Source organism: Amycolatopsis sp. NPDC052450, from assembly GCF_044547565.1.
GTDB lineage: Bacteria > Actinomycetota > Actinomycetes > Mycobacteriales > Pseudonocardiaceae > Amycolatopsis.
The window spans coordinates 1-23,032 of the sequence record NZ_JBIUAQ010000012.1; the positions used below are offsets into that span (position 1 = coordinate 1).

Genomic DNA, 23,032 nt, shown 5'->3' on the forward strand with positions numbered 1-23,032 from the left:
TCCCCCTACCTCGGTGTTTGTGTTGTTGTGTGGTTGGCTTTTTTTTTGGGGTGGGGTTGGTTGGGTTGTTTTGTGTTTTATTTTTAAACAAAACACAAACCCCCCCCCCCCCCCCCCCACGCCCCACGCCTCACGCGAGCGACAGGGCCTGCCCCGGACAAATGTGCACGGCGGTGCGAGCGTTCTCCTCGGCCTCATCGCCTTCGGGCTCGGCGTTCAGCACGATGACGGTCCCGTCGTCCTCGCTCTGGTCGAACAGATCGGGGTCGGTGAGCACGCACTGGCCCGCGCCCACACACTTCCCGGTGTCCGCGATGATCTTCATGGATCCTCCTACCAGGTGACCGGAAGGGCGTGGAGGCCGTAGATCGACGAGTCGTGCTTGAACGGCAGCTCGTCGACCGGAACGGCGATCCGGATGCCCGGAATACGCTTGAACAGCGTATCGAACACGATCTGGAGTTCCATCCGTGCGAGATTCTGGCCGAGGCACTGATGCACGCCGAACCCGAACGCGACGTGGTGCCGGGCGCCGCGTTCGATGTCGAAGGCGTCAGGGTTCTCGAACCCGTCCGGATCGTGGTTGCCCGCGTTGCTCAGGCCGACGACGCCCTCACCGGCGCGGATGAGCGTGCCGCCGATCTCGACGTCCGCCGTGGCGAAGCGTGAGGTGGCCGTCTCCGCGATGGTGTAGACCCGCAGAAGCTCTTCGATCGCGGGGAGCGTCTTGCCAGGGTCCGCCTTGATCTTCGCCAGCTGATCCGGGTTCTCCAGCAGAGTCACCGTGCCGAGCGAAATCATGTTCGCCGTCGTCTCGTGGCCCGCGATGAGCAGCAGGAACGCCAGGCTGACGAGTTCGGCGTGGTCGGCCTCGCCCGTTTCCCGCTGCTTCAGGATCTGGCGGCCGAGGAGGTCGTCCTCGGTGGCGTTCGCTTCCTTCTTGGTGACGAGTTCGTCGAGATAGTTCCGGAGGCTCTCGAACGCCGTCTGCCGTTCTTCGGGGCTGACCTCCCGGCTGAGCATCTTGGAACTGCACGCCTGGAAGAAATCGTGGTCCGAATAAGGGACACCGAGCAGTTCGCAGATCACCAGCGACGGCACCGGCAGGGAAAGCGCCTGGACGAGATCGGCGGGTTTGGGGCCCGCGAGCAGGGCGTCGATGTGGTCGTCGACGATCTGCTGGATTCGCGGCTGGAGCGCCTTCATCCGTTTGACGGTGAATTCCCCGACGACGTCACGACGGGCCTGGCTGTGCTCCGGCGGATCCATCCCGATGAGGGACGGGCGGAACGAATCGTCCTCCGGGCGGACCGGCCGCGCCACCATCAGCGGGAACGACGGATTCCGCCGGTCGGAGCTGAAATGCGGGCTGCTCAGCATTTCGCGGATGTCTTCGAGCCGGGTGAGTGCCCAAGCGGTTTGGCCGGACGGCAGGCCGACCCGGGAAATCGGGCTTTCCGTGCGAAGCGTTTCGTATTCGGGCGGCGGCGAAAACGGGCATTTCCGGGCCAGTGGCAAAGTCGCGGTGGTTTCCTCGACGTCAGTCATCGGGTTGTCCTTCCCCAGGTGTCGGGTGGGCTCGGGCGATATCGGACAGGGGACCCCAAAACGTATGCGGATGGTTTCATTCCGCTTATGCCACCAAGGTACTCAAGTGGAGACAGGTCGTCCACTCGCGAAGGGGTGGTTTCCCGGGAAGCGTGAAGGGAACGCCCTTACATGCGAGAATCACGGCCCTGAAGGACCCTTCGAGAGGCGAGGATCATGACTGCCGACCCCGAGACCCGCTTGCGCGCCGACGCGCGCCGGAACCGGGATCAGATCCTGGCCGCCGCGAGAGCCATCTTCGCCGCACAGGGCGCCGAGGTCCCGATGGAGGAGATCGCGCGCTCGGCGGGCGTCGGCGTCGGCACCCTCTACCGGCGATTCCCGGACCGGGACGCGTTGATCCGGGCGGTCGCCGTCGACAACTTCGACCGGGTCCTGAGGGACGCGAAAGCCGCGAGGGACCAGGAATCCTCAGACTGGGACGCGCTGATCCGGCTCCTGCACCAGTCGATGGAGCTTCAGCTGAGCATCCAGCTCGCGATGGTGTCGCCACGCGCGCTGGTGATCCTGAAGAGTGACCCCGCGATCAAGGCCCTGCGTGACGAGCTGGTCATGGTGATGGACGCTTTCGTCCGCGGCGCGCAGGCGGAGGGCAGGCTCCGGACGGACGTCGCCACCGGTGACGTCGCGATCCTGTTCGCGACGTTGCTGCGGCAGATGCCGGGCAAGGGCGAGGAGGTCGCGCGGATGGCGACCCGGCGCTGCATCGGGATCATGATCGACGGCTTGCGGGCCGTCGGCGGGAACGAGCCGCTGCCGGGACGGCCGCTGACCGGCGCCGACCTGGACGCGTGAGGCCCCTTGCGCATCTAGATGACTAATTGCGGTGTAGCAAGGGGGCCTTCACGCGCTTCGGGTTAGACGCCCAGCGGGTGCCAGACGGTTTTCGCTTCCAGGTACCGCCGCAGCCGCGCGATGTCGGCGTCGGCGGTCCAGTCCGGCTCGGCGTCCGGGACGGTCAGGACACGCTTCACGGTGCCCGCGGCATCGCGCGCCAGGTCCGCTCGCGCGGACGGCTCCGCGCCCGTCGGGTCGAGGGCGTTGACGTCCCCGTGCGAGGCCAGCCACGAACCCAGCTCCGACGCGCGGCCGGTCAGGATGTTGGCGACCCCGCCGGGCAGGTCGGACGTCGCCAGGACCTCCGAAAGCGTGATCGCGGGCAGCGGCCGGTCCGCGCTGGAGACCACCACGGCCGTCGAACCCGTCGCCAGCACCGGTGCGAGCACGCTCACCAGGCCCAGCAGCGACGACTGCTGCGGCGCCAGCACACCCACGACACCCGTCGGTTCCGGGACGGTGAAGGAGAAGTACGGGCCGGCGACCGGGTTGGCTCCGCCGAGCACGGTCGCGATCTTGTCGGTCCAGCCCGCGTACCAGACCCAGCGGTCGATCGAAGCGTCCACAAGGGACTGTGCCTTCTTGGCCGCGACGCCTTCGGACGCGGCGACCTCCGCGACGAACTGCTCGCGGCGGCCTTCCAGCATCTCCGCGACCCGGTACAGCACCTGGCCGCGGTTGTACGCGGTCGCCGCCGACCAGCCGCCGAAAGCCTTGCGGGCGGCGGAAACCGCGTCGCGGACGTCCTTGCGGGACGCGTGCGAGGCGTTCGCCAGGAACTTGCCCTTGCTGTCGGTGACCGGATACACCCGGCCCGACTCCGAGCGCGGGAACTTGCCGCCGATGTAGAGCTTGTAGGTCTTCGCCACCGAAATACGGTCAGACATCGAGGTAGGCCTCCAGTCCGGTGCGTCCGCCTTCGCGGCCGAAACCCGACTCCTGGTAGCCGCCGAACGGCGCGGCGGGATCGAAGCGGTTGAACGTGTTGGCCCAGACGACACCGGCGCGGAGCTGGTTCGCCATCCACAGGATGCGCGAGCCCTTCTCGGTCCAGATTCCGGCGGAGAGCCCGTACGGCGTGTTGTTCGCCTTGGTGACGGCCTCGTCCGGCGTGCGGAAGGTCAGCACCGAAAGCACCGGCCCGAAGATCTCCTCGCGGGCGATGCGCATCGACTGCTGCACGTCGGAGAACACGGTGGGAGCGAAGAAGAAGCCGCGTTCCGGCACCGGGCACGGGCTGGTCCAGCGCTGCGCGCCCTCGGCGTCGCCGGACTCCACCAGGCCCTTGATCTTCGCGAGCTGCTCGGCGGAGTTGATCGCGCCGATGTCGGTGTTCTTGTCCAGCGGGTCGCCCAGCCGCAGCGTCGAGACGCGGTAGCGGAGCTTTTCGAGCACCTCTTCCGCGATGGACTCCTGCACCAGCAGACGCGAGCCCGCGCAGCAGACGTGGCCCTGGTTGAAGAAGATCCCGTTGACGATCCCCTCGACGGCCTGGTCCAGCGGAGCGTCATCGAAGACGATGTTCGCCGCCTTGCCGCCCAGTTCCAGCGTCAGCTTCTTCGCGGTGCCCGCGATCTGGCGCTGGATGGCCTTGCCGACCTCGGTCGATCCGGTGAAGGCGACCTTGTTCACGTCGCCGTGGCCCACGAGCGCGGCGCCGATGTCTCCGGCGCCGGGCAGGATGTTCACCACGCCGGGCGGCAGTTCGGCCTGCTGGCAGATCTCCGCGAACACCAGCGCGGTCAGCGGCGTGGTCTCCGCCGGCTTGAGCACCACGGTGTTGCCGGTGGCGAGCGCGGGCGCGATCTTCCACGCCAGCATCAGCAGCGGGAAGTTCCACGGGATGACCTGCCCCGCGACGCCGAGCGGCTTCGGGTTCGGGCCGTAGCCCGCGTAGTCGAGCTTGTCGGCCCAGCCCGCGTGATAAAAGAAGTGCGCGGCGGCCGTCGGCACGTCGGAATCGCGCGATTCCTTGATCGGCTTGCCGTTGTCGAGGCTTTCCAGCACGGCCAGCTCCCGCGACCGCTCCTGGATCAGGCGCGCGATGCGGAACAGGTACTTGGCGCGTTCGGCGCCCGGCATCTTGGACCAGACACTGTTGTACGCCTTGCGCGCGGCCTTCACCGCGATGTCCACATCGGACACCGACGCGGTGCCGACCTCGGCGAGCACCTCTTCGGTCGCGGGGTTGATCGTCTTGAGCGGCTCACCCGAGCCGTCGACGAATTCGCCGTTGACGAACGGCCGGTAATGCGGTTTGAGGTTCGCGAGGTCGCGCGATTCGGGCGCGGGCGCGTACTCGAAGATGCCCATGGATCAGTCCACCGTCACGTAGTCGGGACCGCTGTAGTGGCCGTCGGCCTGGGTGCGGCGCTGCAGCAGGAGGTCGTTGAGCAGGCTGGACGCCCCGAACCGGAACAGGTCCGGGGTCAGCCACTGCTCGCCGGCGACCTCGTGCACCGCGACCAGGTACTTGATGGCGTCCTTGGTCGTCCGGATGCCACCGGCGGGTTTGACGCCGCGCAGTTCACCGGTCTGGACGAACCAGTCGCGGACGGCCTGCAGCATCACGTGGGTGACCGGCAGCGTCGCGGCGGGCGCGACCTTGCCGGTGGAAGTCTTGATGAAGTCGCCGCCCGCCAGCAGCGCCAGCCAGGACGCGCGGCGGACGTTGTCGTAGGTGGCGAGCTCGCCGGTTTCGAGGATGACCTTGAGGTGGGCGTCGCCACAGGCGGCCTTGATGGCCTGGATCTCCTCGAAGACCTCCAGATAGCGGCCTTCGAGGAAGGCGCCGCGATCGATCACCATGTCGATCTCGGCGGCTCCGGCGTCGACGGCGATCTTGGTGTCGGCCAGCTTGATCTCACGGCTCGTGCGGCCGGCCGGGAAGCCGGTGGCGACACTCGCGACGTGGATGCCGGTGCCGCGAAGCGCCTCGACAGCCGTCTCGACCATGTCCGGGTACACGCACACGGCCGCGACCCGCGGGGTGTCCGGGCGGTCCGGATCCGGCCGCATGGCCTTCGCGGCGAGCGCGCGGACCTTGCCCCGGGTGTCGGCGCCTTCGAGGGTCGTCAGGTCGACCATCGAAATGGCGGTGTCGATCGCCCAGAGCTTGGCGGCCTTCTTGATGCTGCGCGTGCCGAGTCCCGCCGCCCGCTGCTCGACGCCGACCTGGTCGACACCAGGCAGCCCGTGCAGGAACCGGCGCAGGCTCGCCTCGTCGCGAGTCGCGTCCGCCAGCGGCGACGGGGTGGCCGTCGCCGCTGACGAGCTGGTCGTAGCTGTCATACGGGTGAGTGTAGGCGGCCTACAAGCTGGGCACCGGGGCCTGGGCGGCGGCCCGTGCGGGCAGCACCGGCGCGCAGAACTCGCTGACCATCGGCAGCTGACGCTTGAGCGCGGCCTCGGGCGACGCGGTGAGGTCGACGGTGGCCAGCGTGGAGATGTTCTTGCCGGATTCGTCACGGAAGCTGAGGGTGGCGAAGCCGGGCAGGTCGCCGCCGTGACCCCAGACGGTGACGTCCTCGGCGCAGATACCCGCGTTCTTGAGGTTCACCTTCATCAGGCCGAGGCCGTACTCCATGCCGCCCGCCGGGACCGTCTTCTTCATCTGCGCGAGCAGGTCCGCGGGCAGCAGACGGCCGCCGAGCAGAGCCTCGAAGAAGCGGTTGAGGTCCTTGCCCGAAGACACCATTCCACCCGCGCCGTAGTACCGCGAGTAGTTGTAGGTGGTGACGTCGGTGAGGCCGCGCGGCGCGTCGTACAGCTGCTCGTAGCCGCGGGCGGCCGCGCCGATCAGGAACGGGAAGTCGCGGGGCAGCGAGGTGTCGCGCAGGTGCAGCGGCCTGGTGACGCGCTCGGCGAGCGCGCGTTCCAGCGGCTTCCGCGTGGTCTTCTCGACCAGCAGGGCGAGCACGTTGTAGCCGGTGTTGGAGTACGCCCAGCTCGTCCCGGGCTTGAACTGCAGCGGCTGCTTCGTCACGCTCAGGCGGATCTGGTCGTCGCTGTCGAAGTGCTCGAAGCGTTCGGTGTCGACCTCCGGGCCGGATGCCCAGGTGTCCTCGGGAGCCAGATCGCGCGGGAGGCCGCTGGTGTGCTGCAGCAGCTGGCGGACGGTGATCGGCTCCGGGTACGGCAGCAGCCCGGGCAGGTAACGCCCCACGGGCTCGTCCAGCCCGACGCGCTTTTCGGCCACGAGTTGCAGGACCAGGGTCGCGACGAACACCTTCGACACACTCGCGATCCGCCAGCGGCCGGCCGCGTCGGGCTTGCCGGGCCGGTCGATGTTCGCGACGCCGCTGACGCCGCGGAATCCGTCGGAGACGGCGACCATGCCCGGGATGCCCGCGGCGACCGCCGCGTCCATCGCGGCTTGACGCGGATCGGTCTTCTCAGCGGCCACCGCCGGGAAGGCGGTGACGGAAAGCAGTGCGGCACAAGCGATCGCGACGAAACTTCGGCGCATGTGATGAACCCCCCAGTTCAGGTCAGGCTTCCAGTTCGGGTACGTCCTTCTTACGCGGTTTCCGCTTCACGACGACGCCGCCCCAGAACGCCAGGCCGGTGATCTTCACCGTCGGCGCGGTCGGCGGCGCCGGGGGAGTCCCGGCGCGGTCCTCCAGTTCGAAGGCGCCCATGAAGCCGATTCCGGTGACCTCCACGTTGATGTCGTCGGGCACGATGATGTCGATCCCGCCCATGATCGCGACCGCGGTGATCGTCGTGTTCTTCTCGGCGAAGCGCGCGTATCGCAGGTCGATGTCGGTGCCGCCCCAGAACGCGAAACTGTTGTGCTGCGGCGGGACGACCCAGCTGCCCTTGCGTGACGCGCCGGACATGACGGCGATCGACGCGCCGGAACCCGGATGCCCGCCGATGCGATCGTCGGGCAGGCCGAGCGCGCGCGACGCCGACGGCTGGATCGCCGAACGGGACTGCGGGAGATCCGCGGTGACCGGCTTGAGGTCGCCGACGGTCTTGGCCGCGTACACGATGGTGAGCCGTTCTTCCAGCTCGTTGATGGTGATGCGCCCTTCGGACATCGCCGCGTGCAGCACCTGCGCGACCTGCTCACGGTCGGCGTCGGAGATGCGCATTTGTTCGGGGCCCGGCAGGGCCGGCTCTTCACTCACCTGGAGGAGCCTAGCGCCGACGGGAGGGCCAAGCGTCCATCTTATGGTCGACAGTGGCATCCTCCCGTGATGGGGAACTCACTACCCGGCGCCGTCACGCTGCCGGACGGGATCGAAGTACGCGGACGGGGCCTGGGTCGCCCCTGGCCAGAGGGGCCTTCGCCGGATTTCGGCCTGTATTTGGGCGGCGCGAAGCTGCGCCGGAAACACGATCACAAAATGGACTGGGAGCGGGCGTGGATCCGCTGGCCCGACTTCCTGCTGCCGACGGACTGGGCGGACGCGCGGAGCCGGATCGTCGATCTGCACACCCGGGCGGCGGCGGGTGAAGCCGTCGAGGTCGCCTGTTACGGCGGAGTGGGGCGGACCGGCACGGTGCTGTCCTGTCTCGCCACCCTTTCCGGGCTGAACGCCGAAGAGGCGGTGGCGTGGGCGCGGGCCAACCACGACAAGCGTTCGGTGGAGACGCCGTGGCAGCGCCGCTGGGTCGGCTGGTTCGCGCGGCAGGCCTGACGGGCTAAATTGACCGGCATGGATGTGCACGTCGTTGATCACCCGCTGGCCAAGGCCAGGCTCTCCACCATGCGCGACGCGCGCACCGACAGCGCCGCCTTCCGCGCGGCGCTGCACGAACTGACCGTCATGCTGGTCTACGAAGCCACGCGCGACATGCCGGTGCGGATCGAGCGGATCCACACGCCGGTGGCGCGCACCGACGGCTACGCGCTGGCGAGCCCGCCGCTGCTGGTGCCGGTCTTGCGTGCCGGGCTCGGGATGGCGGATCAGGCGCACAAGCTGATCCCGGACGCCCAAATGGGTTTCGTCGGCCTCGCCCGCGACGAAGAGACGCTCAAGCCGACGCCGTACCTCGAGTCGCTGCCCGAATCGCTCGCCGACCGGCCGGTGATGGTGCTCGACCCGATGCTCGCGACCGGCGGCTCGATGGAGTACACGATCCGGCTGCTCACCGACCGGGGCGCCACCGACGTCACCGCGATCTGCGCGCTCGCCGCGCCCGAGGGCATCGAGCACCTGGAGAAGACCGGGCTGCCGCTGCGGGTGGTGACCGCGAGCATCGACGAGCGGCTGAACGACTCCGGCTTCATCGTGCCGGGCCTCGGGGACGCGGGAGACCGGCAGTACGGGGCCGTCTGACCCGTTTCGCAACATCTCCGCCGTTGCCGGTCACTGACAGATGTGACCAGAACAGTGACCGGAACGGTGGGGGTGCCGGTGGACTCGAGCGAACCTCCTCCCGACAGGAGCGACACGGAGCTTTGGCGGGCGGCCGCGGGCGGTGATCACGGGGCGTTCACCGAGCTGTTCGAACGCCACGCCCAGCCGGTGTGGAACCACGCCTACCGGCTCACCGGGTCGTGGGCGTCGGCCGAAGACCTGACCTCGACGACCTTTCTCACCGCCTGGCGGCGCCGGGCGGACATCACGCTCATCCGCGACAGCGCGTTGCCGTGGCTGTACACCGTCGCGGGGAACCTCGCGCGCGGTGAACACCGCAGCACCGGGCGGCGGCTCCGGCTCGTCCGGCGGCTGCCGGAACCCCGGTCGGTGTCCGACCACGCCGACACCGTCGTCGACCAGCTCGACGGCGAAGACCGCCTTCGGCAGGTGCTCGCCTTGGTCGCGAAGCTGCCGAAATCGCAGCGGCAAGCCGTCGAACTCTGCCTGCTCGGTGATCTCTCCTTCGGCGACGCCGCCGAACTGCTCGGCGTCGCCGAGGTGACCGTTCGCGCCCACATCTCGCGGGCCCGTACGCAGCTGCGGGCCGCCTTGGAGGAGAAATGACCGACGACCTCGGCCTGCCCGGCAGGCGCGAACTCCCCCCGGAATTGCTCGACAACCTGCGGATGTCCCTGCGGGAGGGAATGGGAAAACCCGTCCGGCGGCGCTGGCCGATCGTCGCCGCGGCGGCCGCCGTCGTCCTGGTCCTCGCGGGCGCTCTGATCACGACCGTGCTCATCCGGAAGCCGGACGGACAGGGCCCCGTCGTCGCGAACCCTGACTTCTCCCTCGACTGGCCGAAGGCGGAGGAGGCGATGAACCGGTGCTGGGCCGCCGTCCAGGCCGAGGGAAGGGCCGCGAGCTTCCCGGCACGGAACGAATGGGTGCCGCGGTTCACCGCCGTTTCGCCGCCGGTCACCGTCGTCGCGATGACGGCGGACGACAAACCCTTCTTCTGCGAGACCACGCTGATGACGGCGACCGTGTCCGACCCGAACGCCGTTCCCGCCTACACCGACGGCGCGCGAACCGCGGCCCTGCTGGTGACCCGGGCCGGGACGGTCGCGGGCATCGCCGATCCGGACTGGCCGAAAGTGGAGCTGACGGGGCAGAACGAGGCGTCACAGTCCACACGGGACATCCCGGTCTTCCGGCCGGGGAACCTGTTCGTGCACATCGCGCCGATGAAGCCGTCGCGGACCACTTACGCGGTCGGGCCGACTCCCGGGGAGCAATCCCGGCCGCCCGGGTACCAGGCGCCGTACCCCCTTCGGCCCGCGCCGGAGCCTGCCGTGTCGAGGCTCGACGAACCGGTGTTCCCGGTTCCCGACCGGGCCACGCCCGCGGGTGAGTTCTTCAACACCTGCACGAGGGGAGCGTCCGAAGCGGTGGCCGACGAGGACGCCTACCGGGTCGGCGCGTACCTCGAAGGCCAGGATGTCGGAGTCGTCGTCGCTCGACTGGGTGGCCAGGCCATCGTGTGCCAAGGCGGACTCGGGTACGCGGACGGGAAGACCGAGTACTACCGGGTCTTTCCCGACCAGCCGCGGTCCGCGGGGCCGGTGCGCACGTTGCAGGCCGAAACGGTCGGCAGGGTGGACCGGAACGGGAACCCGGTCCCCGTCCGGAACACGTATCTGGGAGTCGTTCCCGAGGCCGCCGCGGGCGTGAAGCTCGACTTCGGGACCGGCACGACGATCGACGCGACGGTCGCGGACGGGACTTTCGCGGCCTGGGTGCCGGACGGGGTCAGTGATGACTACGAGCACGCGCGGGTGGGCGTCACCGTCGTGGACGCGGCTGGGGTGACCCTGTACCAGGGGACGCTTCCGCTCTACTGAACTGAGCGCGTTTAGCCCGCTAAACGCGATCCGGTGCTTGGGGAAGTACATGAAGGGGGCCTTCACGGAGCTAGGAGCAAGGAAGGGGTCCTTCATGTACTTGAGCGGGGGTGGCGCGGCCTCCGGAGCGCGTTTAGCCCGCTAAACGCGACGCGATCCCGGCCGCGTAGGTGGCGAGGTAGTGAGGGCCTCCTTCCCTACCCTGAAGGTAGGCAAGGAGGCCCTCACGGCATCCCGCAGCAGGGTTCCGGTCCGGCGGCCGGAGCGCGTTTAGCGGGCTAAACGCGACGCGACGTGCGCTCGCCACCGGAGCGCGTTTAGCCCGCTAAACGCGACGCGCCCTCGCCGGGGAAGGGGCCCGAAAGTCCGTGAAGGCCTCCTTGAGGGACCCAGAGTCCCTCAAGGAGGCCTTCACGGACCGCGTTCCGGTCCGGACGCACCCAGCCCAGCCCAGCGCAACGGCCGGAGCGCGTTTAGCCCGCTAAACGCAGGTCACCGGCGCAGCCAGCCGGAGGCGTTCGCCCGCAGCGCGGTCTCGTAAGCGGTGCTCACGGTGAACTTCTCCGGCAGGTTCCCGTTCAGTTCCAGCGACACCAGTCCGTGCACGAATCCCCAGCACGCCACGGTGACGACTTCGGGCGGCAGGTCGAGGAAGACGCCGTCGGCGATGGCTTTGCGGATCGTCTCCTCCAGCGGTGCCATCGTGGCGCGAGCCTGCTCGGAGGTCTCTTCCACCGGCTCGAAACCCGGCACCGACTTCGTGAACATGATCGCGTAGAGGTGCGGGTCGGCCAGCGCGCTTTCCCGGTACGCGACGCCGAGCCGCACGAGGTCCTCGACCGGATCGCCGCTCAGGGTGACTCGGGACATCCGACGGCCGAAGCGCCGGAAGCCCTCGGCGAAGAGGGCGCCGACGAGGTCCGTTTTCCCGCCGAAGAGTGAATAGACCGCGGTGGTGGACGTGCCGACGTCGGCGGCCAGTTTGCGGAGGCTGAGTGCCTTCGGGCCGTCGGCCGAGATGAGCTCGCCGGCGCGGTCCAGTAGTTTCAGCCGGAGATTCTCGTCGTGCGTCCTGGGGCGGGGCATACGCCCAGGGTAACGCAACGCTGTTATCAATCGCTCGGATTCGGAGTTGACCTGGAGCGCACTCCAGGTCGTAGTGTCGTTCGCATGAGCTACTCGATAGCGGAAGCCGCGCGACGTAGCGGACTGTCCATCGACACTCTCCGGTACTACGAGCGCATCAAACTCGTCGAGCCCCCGGCGCGGGACGCCGCGGGGCGCCGCGCCTACACCGACGACGACCTCGGGTGGCTGGGGTTCCTGACCAAGCTGCGCCTGACCGGCATGCCCATCAAGCGGATGCGGGAGTACGCCTCCCTGCGCCACCACGGGGCGGCGAGCGCTGGGCGGCGCAAGGCGATCCTGGTCGACCAGCGCAAATCGGTCGCCGACCGGATCGCCGAGTTGCAGACCTGCCTCGACATCCTCGACTACAAGATCGACCACTACGACCAGGTGGAACGCAAGGTGCTCGGCACCGGAGCCACCGTGGAGGGAATTTCAGCGTGATCAGCACCAGGAGGCTCGGCGGCCTGGAGGTCGGGGCGCAGGGGCTCGGCTGCATGGGGATGAGTGCGGCGTACGGCGTCCACGACGACGACACGGAGTCGATCGCCACCGTCCACCGCGCCCTCGAACTGGGCGTGACCTTGCTCGACACCGCGAACGTCTACGGCGACGGAGCGAACGAGGAGCTGGTCGGCCGCGCGATCGCGGGTAAGCGGGACCAGGCCGTGCTGGCGACCAAGTTCGGCATCGTCTGGGACCAGGACGGCGGGATGTCCGCTCGCGGCGACGCGGCGTACGTCAGGCAGAGCTGCGAAGAGTCGCTTCGACGGCTGAACGTCGACCACATCGACCTCTTCTACCAGCACCGCGTCGACGCGAACACGCCGATCGAAGAGACCTGGGGCGCGCTCGCGGAGCTGGTCCAGGAGGGGAAGATCCGCTACGCCGGAATCTCCGAGGCCGGTGCCGAGACGATCCGTCGCGCGCATGCCGTCCACCCGGTGACGGCGCTGCAGAGCGAGTGGTCCCTGTGGACCCGCGGCATCGAAGGCGAGATCCTCTCGACCGTTCGCGAGCTGGGCATCGGCGTCGTGCCGTTCTCTCCGCTCGGCCGCGGTTTCCTCACTGGCAGCGTGACGTCGGTGAAGGACCTTCCGGCGGACGACATGCGCCGCGGGCTGCCCCGCTTCGCCGAGGGCAACTTCGAGCGCAACATGGCGATCGTCGAGGCGTTGCGCGCGCTGGCCGAGCAGAAGGGTGTCACCGCCGGACAGCTCGCGCTGGCCTGGGTGCAGGCCCAGGGTGACGACGTCGTGCCGATCCCGGGCACCAAACGTCGCAAGTATCTCGAAGAGAACGCCGCCGCCGCGGACCTGAAACTGTCCGAAGTGGACATTCAGGCCATCGGAAAGGCCGCGCCCGCCGAGGCGATCGCCGGTGAGCGTTATCCCGAGCGGCTCGCCCGCGCCGCCGGCAAGTAACACCGAAAGAATTGCGAGAGAAATCATGACGGGTTCCACCCTGCCCACCCGCAGGCTCGGCACGCTGGAAGTCGGCGCGCAGGGGCTCGGCTGCATGGGCATGAGCGAGTTCTACGGCCAAGGTGACGACGCCGAGTCGATCGCGACGATCCACCGCGCGATCGAACTGGGCGTCACCCTCATCGACACCGCCGACATGTACGGCTTCGGCCGCAACGAGGAACTGGTCGGCCGCGCGCTGGCAGGCAAGCGGGACCAGGTCGTGCTGGCGACCAAGTTCGGCATCGTGCGTGACGAGGCGGATCCCTCGAAGCGCGGGATCCGCGGCGACGAATTCTATGTGCGCCAACAGGTCGAGGCGTCGCTGCGCCGGCTGGACGTCGATCACATCGACCTCTACTACCAGCACCGCGTCGACCCGGAAGTGCCGATCGAGGAGACCGCGGGCGCGCTTTCGTCGCTGGTCGAGCAGGGCAAGATCCGGCACATCGGGCTGTCCGAGGCCGGTCCGGAGACGATCCGGCGGGCGCACGCCGTGCATCCGGTGACGGCCGTGCAGACCGAGTGGTCGCTGTGGTCGCGCGACATCGAGAACGAGATGGTCCCGGTCTGCCGTGAGCTCGGCATCGGGCTGGTGCCGTATTCCCCGCTGGGCCGCGGTTTCCTCACCGGCCGCTTCAAGTCCAAAGAGGACTTCGCGGACGGTGACTTCCGGCAGACGACGCAGCCACGCTTCGCCGAAGGCAACCTGGAGCGGAATCTGGCGATGGTCGAGGCGCTGCGCGCGCTTGCCGAGCGGAAGGGTGTCACCGCCGGGCAGCTCGCGCTGGCCTGGGTGCAGGCCCAGGGCGAGGACGTCGTACCGATCCCGGGCACCAAGCGGCGCAAGTACCTCGAGGAGAACGTGGCGTCCGTCGGTCTGAAGCTGACCGCCGAAGACGTTGCGGCGATCGAGGAGGCGGTCCCGGCCGACGCGGTCGCGGGGGAGCGTTACCCCGAAGCGGCCATGCGCCTGCTGTCACGCTGAACACGACAAAGCCGGCGCCCCGTCAAAGGGGCGCCGGCTTGCGTTGTCAGAACAGAGCGTTGTCAGACCAAAGACGTGACCGCCGAGACGACGTCGTCGACGGCGACGGTCTGCTGCTCGCGCGTCGCGAGACCGCGCACGGTCACGTTCCCGGCGTCCCAGTCCTCCTGGCCGACGATCACCACGGCCCGCGCCCCGGCCTTGTCGGCCCGGGTGAGTTCCTTGCCCAGCTTGCGGAGTTCGACGGGCGTGGACGTGCGCAGACCGGCCTTCCGCAGCCGTCCCGCGACCTCGCGCGAAGCGTCCGTGAGCTCTTCGACCACCGGGATCACCACGACATCGACCTCGCTGCGCGGCTTCGGGGTGAGGCCGTGGGTGTCCAGGAAGTCGATCAGCGTGACGTCACCCATGCCGAAGCCGATCCCGGGGATCTGCTGCGACGTGAACAACGAAGCCAGGTCGCTGTACCGGCCGCCGCCGAAGAGAGCGCGACGGTTCTCCGGCGAGGTGTCGAAGACCTCGAACACGGTCGACGTGTAGTACGCGAGCCCGCGCACGATCATCGGGTCGAACGTGATCAGGTCCGCGGCACCGCTGTTCAGCACCTTGACCAGGTTCGAGTTCTCCTTGACCTGTTCCGGCAGCTCGTCGAGCAGAGCCGCGCCGGACGACAGGATCTCGGTCAGCTTCTCGAACTGCTTGTCGGTCAGCCCGATCTCGGCCGCGGTGTCGCTCAGCTTCGTGCGGTCCGACTTCTCCCAGCGGTCCACCAGGGTGAACACCTGCGGAAGCTGCTCCGCCGTCACGCCGACGATGTCGGTGAGCGCGGACGAGAGCAGGTTCCGGTCGTTGGCCCGCACCTGGAACATGTCCGGGGTCGCCCCGAGCGCGCCCATCATGTCGTGGACGAGCTCGAAGATCTCGATCTCGCAGTTCGCGCTGTCCGAACCGAAGATGTCCGCGTTGATCTGCCAGTGCTCGCGGACCCGGCCACGCTGCGGCCGCTCGTAGCGGTGGCAGTTCGGGTGGCTGTACCAGCGCACCGGGAACTGCAGCGACTTCGCGTTGCCCGCGATCATCCTGGCGACCGACGGCGTCATCTCCGGGCGCAGCGCCAGCCGCTCGCCGCCCTTGGTGGTCAGCGTGTACAGCTGCTGGTCCGCGATCTCCTGCCCGGACTTCCGCTCGTAGATCTCGGCGGGTTCGAGGATCGGCCCGTCGTAGCGGAGGAAGCCCCGCAGTTCGAGCACGTCGTAGAGATGACCGAACACCTGCGTCCGGACGGACATCTCGGCGGGCAGGAAGTCGCGGGTCCCCTTGGCGGGGGCTGTCGGCAGGTATTCAGGCACGTCAACAAGCTTAACGAGCCGTTTCCACCGCTTTTGTCAGGGGAAGGCCACGCCGTACGCGGTGGTCAGGATCGCCGCCCCGAGCAGCACCGCCCCGGCGCTGGTGACCCGGCCGCCGAGCTTGCCCTTGCCCGGTGCCAGGTGGAGGAAGAAGCCGCCGGACTGGGCGAGCACGCCGAACAGCAGCAGGAAGCACACGATCCACAACGCGGCGGACGGGAGCTCGGTCTGCGCGAGAATCTGCAACGCGACCAGCGCGAGAACCAGCAGGACACCGGCGTGCGCGTGCCCGGCGCGGAACATCCCGCGCTGGTGTTCGGTCAGTTTCTTGTCGCGCAGGACGCCCATCAGCGCGTAGCCGCCGTACATCATGGTCGGCAGTGAAACGAGCGCGATGACGGTGAACAGTCTGATCGGGTCTTCCATGAGTAAACGATAACACTGTTTTAAAACGCTGTCACCAAAGTTGTCGTCCCACTTCCGGGAGTCAGGCCCGCGCGCCGCGCGCAAGGACAAGGCGAACGTTCCGGAGTGCGGAAAGATCGGCGAGCGGATCGCCGTCGACCACCAGGACGTCGGCGCTCAGGCCCGGAGCGAGCCGCCCGGTCACGTCGCCGAGGCCGATGCCGACGGCACTGTCCTCAGTCGCGATCTCGAGGATCCGGCGCCGTCCGAAACCCAGCCATTCATAGAGTTCGAGAGCGCCGACGGGGTCGTCGAAGACCGAACCGGGCAGCCCGGCGTCCGTCCCCGCCAGGAGCGGGACGCCCAGCCCCTCCAGCCAGGACAGCCGGCCGTAGACGGTCTTCGCGAGCTCCTCGCCCATGCGCTCGGCCAGCATCCGCCAGTTGCGGCTGCTCGTCGAACACGCCGCGATGCCCTCGGCCGCCATCCGCTTGGCCACGTTCTCGCGCCGATCCTGCCGCTGCGGCCCGGTCATCCAGGTGCAGTGCTCGATCGTGCGGACGCCCGCCTCGACCGATGCCTCGATCGCGTCGGCGCCGTGGGCGTGTGCCGCGACCGGAAGCCCGTGGCGCGCCGCGTGCTCGACGATCACGCGCAGCGCCCGGACGTCGAACTGCGACTCCCACATGTCCGCGCCGCCCTCGGTGATCTGGCCGCCGCTGGCCATCACCTTGATCACGTCCGCGCCGGCGGACGCGTTGGCGTCGATCATGGCCCGGATCGCCGCGTCATCCGCGACCTCGCCGCCGAAGAAGTGGCAGTGTCCATTGAGGACGGTCAACGGCGATCCCGCGGTCAGCAGACGGGGAGCGGCGATCCTTTCAGCCGCCAGCTCCGCACGGACCCGCGCGCCCAGCGCGTCGCGATCCCCGAGGTCCCGCACCGTCGTGACGCCGCTGCGCAGCAGCTGCCCCAAGCGGTCTTTGGCGCCCGCGCGCAGCGCTTCGTCTTCGCTCGCCAGGAAGTTCGGCAGCATCTCGCGGGTGGCGTCGAACGCCAGGTGCACGTGGGCGTTGAACAGCCCGGGCAGCAAGGTCGCGCCCGGGAAGTCGAGCCGTTCGGCGTCCGGTGCCGCCCGCGGGGCGACTTCGGCACGAAGACCCGCCGCGAGGATCCGGTCGCCCTCGACGAGCACGGCGCCGTCTTCGAGCGGCGTGCTCGGCCGAGGCAGGATCCGGCTCGCCGTCACCAGCAACTGCGCTGTCATGCTTCGCTCCCGGAGACGGCGGCGGAGAGGGCGAGCAGCGGCCGCACGTCGGATTCGATGTCCGCGGCGCCACCGGGCAGCACGAGTTTCGCCCGCCCGTCGGTCTCCTCGCCCGCGGTCTGCCTGGCGATCGCCGACTTCAGCGCTTCCGCGGCCGCGCGGGGATCGTCGGCGGCGAGCGCGGTCAGATCGGTTTCCAGATAGGGACTCAGCTGGACGAGCCCGTCCCGGATCTCGATCACACGGCGGTAGTACCGGCGATGGACGGTGCGCGGACGCCACCGCTCCCACCGTCCCTGAGGCGTGGTCCGCAGCACGATGTTCGGGTAGATCCCGGCCAGCGCGGTCCACAACGGCGTGAGCTCGTCGTGGTGGCGCCGGTGCTGGCGGCGGCGGCGCAGCGCGGCGAACCGGGCGCGGACGCCGGGATAGGTGATCCCGGCGAGGAAGAGCACGATCCCGAGGAGCACCAGCGGGACGGCGACGGCGAGCAGCAGCGGGACCGACGGCCCGAACGCCCACGCGATCACGATGTACAGCGCGCGGAAGACACTGCCCACCGAAAGGCAGATCAGCCCGGCGGCGCTGAGTTTCAGCCCGGTCTTCAGATGGCGGTCCGCGGTGCGGATGTACCGGAAGATCCACCAGGCGCAGGCGGCGAGGCCGTAGATCAGGTAGATCCCGGCGCCCAGGTAGAACAACGCCACCCCGGGCACGTGCACGAGCTTCGGGCTCAGCGCGAGTCCTCGCACCTCCGGTGGCGTGACGGCCATCGCGACCAGCATCAGCGCGATCGCGCCGGACAGCGGGATCAGCTCGAACAGCACCCGCCCCGGCCTGCGTGGCCCCAGCGCGGAACCGAGGAACACGATCAACAGCGCGCAGACCCCGATGGCGAGCAGGATGTTGTTGACCAGGCGTCCGGTGCCTTTGCCGGTCAGCCCGTCCAGCCAGCCGGAGATCACCTTCTGCTGGGCGAGGAAGGAACCGGCGACGCAGACGATCGTGATCGTGATCGCCCAGTTCGGCAGCAGCCGGGGCGCCCGGTACGTCTGGTAGATCCGCCAGGCGAGCGCGGTCGCGAACAGCACCATCGCCACGACGTTGAGAGGGGAGAACAGCGAGTTCACAGCCACCCTTGATGGTCGCCCAGCGCGCCTTGGACACGGCGGACGTCATCGTCGTCGGCGCGACGGGGAATCGTGTAGTTCAAGACCGACGCCCATTCGAGGATGATGGTCGCCACGGTCTCGGCTTCCCATTCGTGCGCCTCATCGTAGGAGGTGCGGCGTAAAGCCCGGTGTACCGCGTCGCCGTCCAAGCCGGTGGCCGGGCCGCGCAGGAAATCGGCGGGTTCGGCGTCGCCGCCGGGATGGTGATCGGCGAGCATATGCCCGAGTTCGTGCAGGATGATGTGGTCCTGATGGGACTTCGTGGTCTCCTGCTGGAAGAAGATGTAATCCGCCGAACCGGTGGCGATCCAGCAGCCGAAGGGGCCCGGCACCTCCAGCGGATACGGCATCAGCCGGATCGGCCTGCCCCGCTGCTCGCCGAGCCGCTCGCAGAGCACGCCGACGTCGAGCGGTGGTTCGATGTCGAGCTTGTTCAGCATCTTGCGGCAGCGTTTGCGGAGTTCCCGTTCCTTCATCGGCTTTCGCCCGGCTGGTCGCGTTCGGCGCGTTCGTACCGTTCGACGAGTTCCAGCAGGTCCATGACCTGACGACGGCCTTGCGGGGAAAGCTCCTGCGCGCGCATGGCCATGAGCTTCGCCTCTCCGACGGGTTGGGCTTCCTGGTCTTCGAAGAAATAGGTGATCGGGACGCCGAACAGTTTCGCCAGCGCCTCGACATAGTGGATCTTCGGATTGACGCGTTTGCCCGTGGCGAGCTGCTGGAGGTACGCGGGCGACATGGTGGGCCCGCCGGCGCGATCGATCGCCGCGGACAGCTCGCGATAGCTGTGCGGGGCGCCTTCGTTCGCGCGGGCCGAATCGATCAGCGCGCTCAGTTTCTGGGCGAAGGTGTGGTACGGCGACATGACCCCCCATTCGTTCCAAGGTCCCGTTCCGTAGTGGGAGTGTAACGCGATTCGACCTGTCCGCAGCTGTTGACAGCCTATGTATGCAGTGGTTTACAGTTGTCAAGCGGTTTCGTACCGTGTCCCGGCCTCTTGCTCCGGAATCCGTGCCCTGGGGGTGCACGGACACCGGAGTGAGAGGCGTTTTTCCGGGCGGGTGCACAAGATCGTGCCGGATGTAGTACGCTGAGGCAGCCAAGGTTGATCGCCATCACGGCGAACCCTTGGTCTAGGCCTGTTGCCGGAGGTCGACCCCCAGGGCTTCCGGTGACAGGCCCCTTACTTTTCCAGGGCAATTCGTCACCTGCTTGCGCCGAACGCTGTCGCAAGTAGGTGACGAATTGCGTGGCTCAGGGCATGAGGGTGGCGGCCAGGGTGCCGCCCAGTTCGAAACAGGCTTCCAAATCCGCTTTGCCCGGTTCTCCGGTGACGAGCACTGGAGACGCCGCGCTCTCCCAGCCGAGGCCGGTGGTGATGCTCTCGATTCCGCGCACGGTGCCCGCGGTGTCGTTGTTGCCGTGCACGAAGAAGCCGAACGGCCGCCCCCGCGTGGAATCCAGGCACGGGTAATAGACGGTGTCGAAGAAATGCTTCAACGCGCCGGACATGTAACCGAGATTCGCCGGGGTGCCGAGCAGGTAGCCGTCCGCATCGAGGACGTCGGGCACGGTCGCGCCCAACGCCGCGCGGCGGACGACGTCGACGCCCTCGATGTCCGGATGGTTCGCGCCGGAGAGCACGGCCTCGAACATCGCCTGCGTCGAGGGCGACGGCGTGTGGTGGACGATCAGCAACCTCGGCATGGTCAGGCCAGCCGGGACTCGATGTCGGCCCGGAGCGCGGCCAGTCGCGCGTCCGCCGCGGTGTGCGCCTCGGCGAGATCGCCGGAAACCGGCTCCTTCACCTGGAGATACGCCTTCAGTTTCGGCTCCGTTCCGGACGGCCTGATGACGACGCGCAGGCCTTCGCCGGTCAGGCGGAGGACGTCGGCTTCGGGCAACAGGTCCTCCATCGTGACGTCGGTGCCGCCCAGCGACGCCGGGGGAGCGGCGCGCAAACCGGCCATCAGCCGCTCCCGCACCGACAGATCGGTGACCCGCAGCGAGACCTGGTCCGTCACGTGCACTCCGTGCTTCACGGCCAGTTCGTCGAGGACGTCCAGCGGTCCGCGGCCCGCCGCGCGCAGGGAAGCGGCCAGCCCCGCGGCGAACACGGCGGCGGAGATGCCGTCCTTGTCGCGGACGAAACCGGGGTTCACGCAGAGGCCGAGTGCCTCTTCGTAGGCGAAGACGAGCCCTTCGCCCGCGCGGACCAGCCACTTGAACCCGGTCAACGTCTCCGCGTAGCGCGCTCCGAATTCCTTCGCGACCTCGCCGAGCATCGACGACGACACGATCGTCGTGGCGACCAGCGGATCGGGATCCTCCACAGTGGACAAAACGTGCCAGCCGAGCAGCACACCGGTTTCGTCGCCGCGCAGCATCCGCCACGAACCGTCCCGCTCGCGCACGCCCAGCGCGCAGCGGTCGGCGTCGGGGTCGAGCGCGATGGCCAGATCGGCGTCCACTTCGGACGCCAGCGCCAGCAAAAGGTCCGTCGCGCCCGGTTCCTCCGGATTCGGGAAGGCGACCGTCGGGAAGTCGGGATCCGGCGTGGCCTGCTCGGCCACCACGTGGAGATCGCCGAAACCGGCGCGCTCGAACGCCGCGCGCAGGGTGTCCGCGCCGACGCCGTGCAACGCCGTCGCGGCGACCCTGACTTCGCGCTCCGGTCCACGCGGCAGAAGCGCGACCTTCGCGAGGTACGCGTCGCGGAGTTCGTCGCCCAGCACCTCGGCGCCCGGCTCGCGCGGCACGCTGATCGCCGGGAGAGTGGCTTCGATGGCCCGCTCGATCTGGCCGTCCGACGGCGGCACGATCTGGCCGCCCGACGCGTCGTAAAGCTTGTAACCGTTGTCAGCGGGGGGATTGTGCGACGCGGTGATCTGGATTCCCGCGACCGCGCCGAGTTCCAGTACGGCGAACGCGAGCACCGGCGTCGGCAGCGGGCCGGGCAGCACCTTCACCGCGAACCCGGCGGCCGTCAGCACCTCGGCCGCGGCCTCGGCGAAGGCCTCCGAACCGTGCCGCGCGTCGCGGCCGACCACCACGACCCCACCCGGATGTCCTTGCGTGGTCAGCCAGGCCGCGACCCCGGCCGTCGTCCGCGTGACGACCGCGACGTTCATCCCGTTGGGGCCCGCGCGCACCGGGCCGCGCAGCCCGGCCGTGCCGAATTCGAGCGGACCGGCCATCCGGTCCGCGAGTTCGTCCGCCGCGCCTGCTTCGCCACCCATCGCGCGGGCGAGGATGTTCTGCAGTTCGACGCGGGAATCGTCGTCCGGATCGTCGGCGATCCAGCGGAAGGCCCGATCCCGGAGATCCGAGGTCAAGGAAGTCGTCACCGAGTCAGCCTACGGGTACGTTGGAGAGGGTGCGATTGATCTTCACTTCTCTGGTGAGTCATGGTCATCTCTATCCCCTACTACCGCTCGCCGTCGCCGCTCGCGACGCCGGGCACGAAGTCGTCTTCGCCACCGGTGACGACATGCTGACGGTGGTCGAAAAGGCCGGTCTGGCAGTGGAAAGCGCCGGATTCGGGATGCGGGAGGCGTTCGAGTCGGTCGCCGGGCCCGACGCTCCCAAACCCAACGCCTCCGACGCTCCACCGGAGTCCTTTTATCCCATTATCGGCGAAGTGTTCGGAAACGTGCTGCCTCGGCGGTTCGTCGCCGATCTCACGCCGTTGCTGGAGCGGCTCCGGCCCGATCTCGTCGTTTACGAAAGCGGCAACGCCGGGGGCGCCATCGCCGCCCACCTCGCCGGGATTCCCGCGATCGGGCACGGTTTCGGCCGGTTCTCGCCGGATGAAGTCCTGGACGTCATTTACGGCCGCCTCGCGGAATTCACCGCGGAGGTCGGTTTCGAAGGCACGAACCTGCAGTCCTTCGGCGACCCCGTCATCGACATCTGCCCGGAATCGGTGCAATCGCCGGAGTTCCTGGCCGGAGCGAACCGGATCCCGCTGCGCCCCGTCGGCTGGGCCGAACCGGGAGACCTCCCGTCGGGTGTGGTCGGCCGGGACAAGAGCCGTCCGCTGATCTACCTCACCCTCGGGACGGCGTTCGGCGACGAAAACGTGTTGAAGCGGGCCATCGGCGGTCTGTCGCGGCTCGAGGCGGACGTCATCGTCGCGGCTGGTCCGACGGTGGATCCGGCCGCACTGGGCGAACTCCCGGGCAATGTCCGGGTCGAGGTCTGGGTGCCGCAGGTCGACCTGCTGCCGCACGTCGACCTCGTGGTCCACCACGGTGGCAGCGGGACGACGCTGGGTGCCTTCGGTGCCGGGCTGCCCCAGCTGGTGCTGCCGCAGGGGGCGGATCAGTTCACCAACGCGGAAGCCGTCGTCGCGGCCGGGGTGGGCACGCGGCTGATCGGCGCCGACGTCGTCGAGGACGTCATTTTCGAGCAGGCGCGGAAGCTGCTCACCGACGAAACGGTCCTCGGCGCGGCGCGGAAACTCGCCGACGAGGTCGCCGCGATGCCTTCGCCCGCGGAGGTCGCGCAGCGGCTTCCCGAGTTCGCCGGCTGACACCCTTCCCCGGATGTCATGAAAGGGTCGTTCAGGACAAATAATGTCCTGAACGACCCTTTCATG

General features: G+C 68.6%; 25 protein-coding genes. 9 read left to right on the plus strand and 16 right to left on the minus strand.

The annotated features are described in order from the left end of the window. Nucleotides 1–130: 130 nt before the first annotated feature. Together ACIHAO_RS20880 and ACIHAO_RS20885 are read right to left on the minus strand one after the other, a co-directional pair. A complete protein-coding gene (locus ACIHAO_RS20880) occupies nt 131–325 on the minus strand; it encodes a ferredoxin (protein ID WP_125788969.1) in 195 nt (64 codons plus the stop codon). Nucleotides 326–333: 8 nt separating this feature from the next. Then, nucleotides 334–1,548, minus strand: coding sequence for a cytochrome P450 (locus ACIHAO_RS20885; protein ID WP_396560162.1), 1,215 nt, complete (start codon nt 1,546–1,548; stop codon nt 334–336). A gap of 216 nt (nt 1,549–1,764) precedes the next feature. Between ACIHAO_RS20885 and ACIHAO_RS20890 the strand changes: the two genes are divergently transcribed. Next, nucleotides 1,765–2,403 carry a TetR/AcrR family transcriptional regulator gene (locus tag ACIHAO_RS20890; protein ID WP_396560164.1) on the plus strand — a complete coding sequence of 213 codons (639 nt, stop codon included), beginning with the start codon at nt 1,765–1,767 and terminating at the stop codon, nt 2,401–2,403. 62 nt (nt 2,404–2,465) lie between these two features. On the opposite strand, the gene ACIHAO_RS20895 is transcribed toward ACIHAO_RS20890, so the two are convergent. From ACIHAO_RS20895 to ACIHAO_RS20915, 5 genes are read right to left on the minus strand one after another with little or no spacing between them, the layout of a single operon-like run. Then, on the minus strand, nt 2,466–3,332 hold the full coding sequence (locus ACIHAO_RS20895) for an aldehyde dehydrogenase family protein (RefSeq protein ID WP_396560166.1): 867 nt from the start codon (nt 3,330–3,332) through the stop codon (nt 2,466–2,468). Next, complete coding sequence (locus tag ACIHAO_RS20900; protein WP_396560168.1) at nt 3,325–4,758, minus strand: aldehyde dehydrogenase family protein; 1,434 nt, start codon at nt 4,756–4,758, stop codon at nt 3,325–3,327. The genes ACIHAO_RS20895 and ACIHAO_RS20900 overlap by 8 nt, the downstream gene beginning before the upstream one ends. 3 nt (nt 4,759–4,761) lie before the next feature. After that, entirely contained in the window at nt 4,762–5,736 is a 975-nt protein-coding gene (gene deoC / locus ACIHAO_RS20905) for a deoxyribose-phosphate aldolase (RefSeq protein WP_396560170.1), read from the minus strand. A gap of 19 nt (nt 5,737–5,755) precedes the next feature. After that, nucleotides 5,756–6,913: a serine hydrolase domain-containing protein gene (locus ACIHAO_RS20910; protein WP_396560172.1), complete on the minus strand. Its 1,158-nt coding sequence runs from the start codon at nt 6,911–6,913 to the stop codon at nt 5,756–5,758. A gap of 22 nt (nt 6,914–6,935) precedes the next feature. Continuing rightward, nucleotides 6,936–7,544 carry a DUF1707 domain-containing protein gene (locus ACIHAO_RS20915; RefSeq protein WP_125796731.1) on the minus strand — a complete coding sequence of 203 codons (609 nt, stop codon included), beginning with the start codon at nt 7,542–7,544 and terminating at the stop codon, nt 6,936–6,938. A gap of 105 nt (nt 7,545–7,649) precedes the next feature. Here ACIHAO_RS20915 and ACIHAO_RS20920 point away from each other — a divergent pair, with 105 nt between their 5' ends. From ACIHAO_RS20920 to ACIHAO_RS20935, 4 genes are read left to right on the plus strand one after another with little or no spacing between them, the layout of a single operon-like run. Beyond that, a complete protein-coding gene (locus ACIHAO_RS20920) occupies nt 7,650–8,093 on the plus strand; it encodes a protein-tyrosine phosphatase family protein (protein ID WP_396560174.1) in 444 nt (147 codons plus the stop codon). An 18-nt stretch (nt 8,094–8,111) separates the two neighbouring features. After that, on the plus strand, nt 8,112–8,735 hold the full coding sequence (gene upp, locus ACIHAO_RS20925) for a uracil phosphoribosyltransferase (RefSeq protein WP_037332384.1): 624 nt from the start codon (nt 8,112–8,114) through the stop codon (nt 8,733–8,735). Nucleotides 8,736–8,789: 54 nt separating this feature from the next. Beyond that, nucleotides 8,790–9,383 carry an RNA polymerase sigma factor gene (locus ACIHAO_RS20930; RefSeq protein ID WP_396560544.1) on the plus strand — a complete coding sequence of 198 codons (594 nt, stop codon included), beginning with the start codon at nt 8,790–8,792 and terminating at the stop codon, nt 9,381–9,383. Beyond that, nucleotides 9,380–10,660: a hypothetical protein gene (locus ACIHAO_RS20935; protein WP_396560176.1), complete on the plus strand. Its 1,281-nt coding sequence runs from the start codon at nt 9,380–9,382 to the stop codon at nt 10,658–10,660. Before ACIHAO_RS20930 ends, ACIHAO_RS20935 begins: the two co-directional genes overlap by 4 nt. A gap of 492 nt (nt 10,661–11,152) precedes the next feature. Here ACIHAO_RS20935 and ACIHAO_RS20940 read toward each other — a convergent pair whose 3' ends face one another. Continuing rightward, on the minus strand, nt 11,153–11,746 hold the full coding sequence (locus tag ACIHAO_RS20940; protein WP_396560178.1) for a TetR/AcrR family transcriptional regulator: 594 nt from the start codon (nt 11,744–11,746) through the stop codon (nt 11,153–11,155). Between the two features lie 84 nt (nt 11,747–11,830). On the opposite strand from ACIHAO_RS20940, the gene ACIHAO_RS20945 reads away from it, so the two are divergent. From ACIHAO_RS20945 to ACIHAO_RS20955, 3 genes are read left to right on the plus strand one after another with little or no spacing between them, the layout of a single operon-like run. Further along, the gene (locus ACIHAO_RS20945) at nt 11,831–12,232 is read left to right on the plus strand and encodes a MerR family transcriptional regulator (protein WP_007032012.1); all 402 of its coding nucleotides are present in this window, start codon (nt 11,831–11,833) and stop codon (nt 12,230–12,232) included. Further along, on the plus strand, nt 12,229–13,212 hold the full coding sequence (locus tag ACIHAO_RS20950; protein WP_396560180.1) for an aldo/keto reductase: 984 nt from the start codon (nt 12,229–12,231) through the stop codon (nt 13,210–13,212). The genes ACIHAO_RS20945 and ACIHAO_RS20950 overlap by 4 nt, the downstream gene beginning before the upstream one ends. A 25-nt stretch (nt 13,213–13,237) precedes the next feature. After that, nucleotides 13,238–14,239, plus strand: a complete 1,002-nt coding sequence (locus tag ACIHAO_RS20955; RefSeq protein WP_396560182.1) for an aldo/keto reductase — start codon at nt 13,238–13,240, stop codon at nt 14,237–14,239. 62 nt (nt 14,240–14,301) lie between these two features. On the opposite strand, the gene hisS is transcribed toward ACIHAO_RS20955, so the two are convergent. The 8 genes from hisS to ACIHAO_RS20995 form a co-directional block, all read right to left on the minus strand. Further along, nucleotides 14,302–15,588, minus strand: a complete 1,287-nt coding sequence (gene hisS, locus ACIHAO_RS20960) for a histidine--tRNA ligase (protein WP_396560184.1) — start codon at nt 15,586–15,588, stop codon at nt 14,302–14,304. A gap of 36 nt (nt 15,589–15,624) precedes the next feature. Then, nucleotides 15,625–16,014, minus strand: a complete 390-nt coding sequence (locus ACIHAO_RS20965) for a hypothetical protein (RefSeq protein WP_396560186.1) — start codon at nt 16,012–16,014, stop codon at nt 15,625–15,627. Nucleotides 16,015–16,075: 61 nt separating this feature from the next. Then, the gene (locus tag ACIHAO_RS20970) at nt 16,076–17,260 is read right to left on the minus strand and encodes an amidohydrolase family protein (protein WP_396560188.1); all 1,185 of its coding nucleotides are present in this window, start codon (nt 17,258–17,260) and stop codon (nt 16,076–16,078) included. Then, nucleotides 17,257–18,390 carry an MAB_1171c family putative transporter gene (locus tag ACIHAO_RS20975; protein WP_396560546.1) on the minus strand — a complete coding sequence of 378 codons (1,134 nt, stop codon included), beginning with the start codon at nt 18,388–18,390 and terminating at the stop codon, nt 17,257–17,259. The genes ACIHAO_RS20970 and ACIHAO_RS20975 overlap by 4 nt, the downstream gene beginning before the upstream one ends. Continuing rightward, nucleotides 18,387–18,908, minus strand: coding sequence for a hypothetical protein (locus ACIHAO_RS20980; RefSeq protein WP_126735233.1), 522 nt, complete (start codon nt 18,906–18,908; stop codon nt 18,387–18,389). The genes ACIHAO_RS20975 and ACIHAO_RS20980 overlap by 4 nt, the downstream gene beginning before the upstream one ends. After that, on the minus strand, nt 18,905–19,297 hold the full coding sequence (locus ACIHAO_RS20985; RefSeq protein ID WP_396560191.1) for a helix-turn-helix domain-containing protein: 393 nt from the start codon (nt 19,295–19,297) through the stop codon (nt 18,905–18,907). The genes ACIHAO_RS20980 and ACIHAO_RS20985 overlap by 4 nt, the downstream gene beginning before the upstream one ends. Nucleotides 19,298–19,686: 389 nt before the next feature. After that, nucleotides 19,687–20,139 carry a flavodoxin family protein gene (locus ACIHAO_RS20990; protein ID WP_396560193.1) on the minus strand — a complete coding sequence of 151 codons (453 nt, stop codon included), beginning with the start codon at nt 20,137–20,139 and terminating at the stop codon, nt 19,687–19,689. 2 nt (nt 20,140–20,141) lie between these two features. Next, nucleotides 20,142–21,779: a phospho-sugar mutase gene (locus ACIHAO_RS20995; protein ID WP_396560195.1), complete on the minus strand. Its 1,638-nt coding sequence runs from the start codon at nt 21,777–21,779 to the stop codon at nt 20,142–20,144. A 29-nt stretch (nt 21,780–21,808) separates the two neighbouring features. Between ACIHAO_RS20995 and ACIHAO_RS21000 the strand changes: the two genes are divergently transcribed. Further along, the gene (locus ACIHAO_RS21000) at nt 21,809–22,966 is read left to right on the plus strand and encodes a glycosyltransferase (RefSeq protein WP_396560197.1); all 1,158 of its coding nucleotides are present in this window, start codon (nt 21,809–21,811) and stop codon (nt 22,964–22,966) included. Nucleotides 22,967–23,032: the final 66 nt, after the last annotated feature.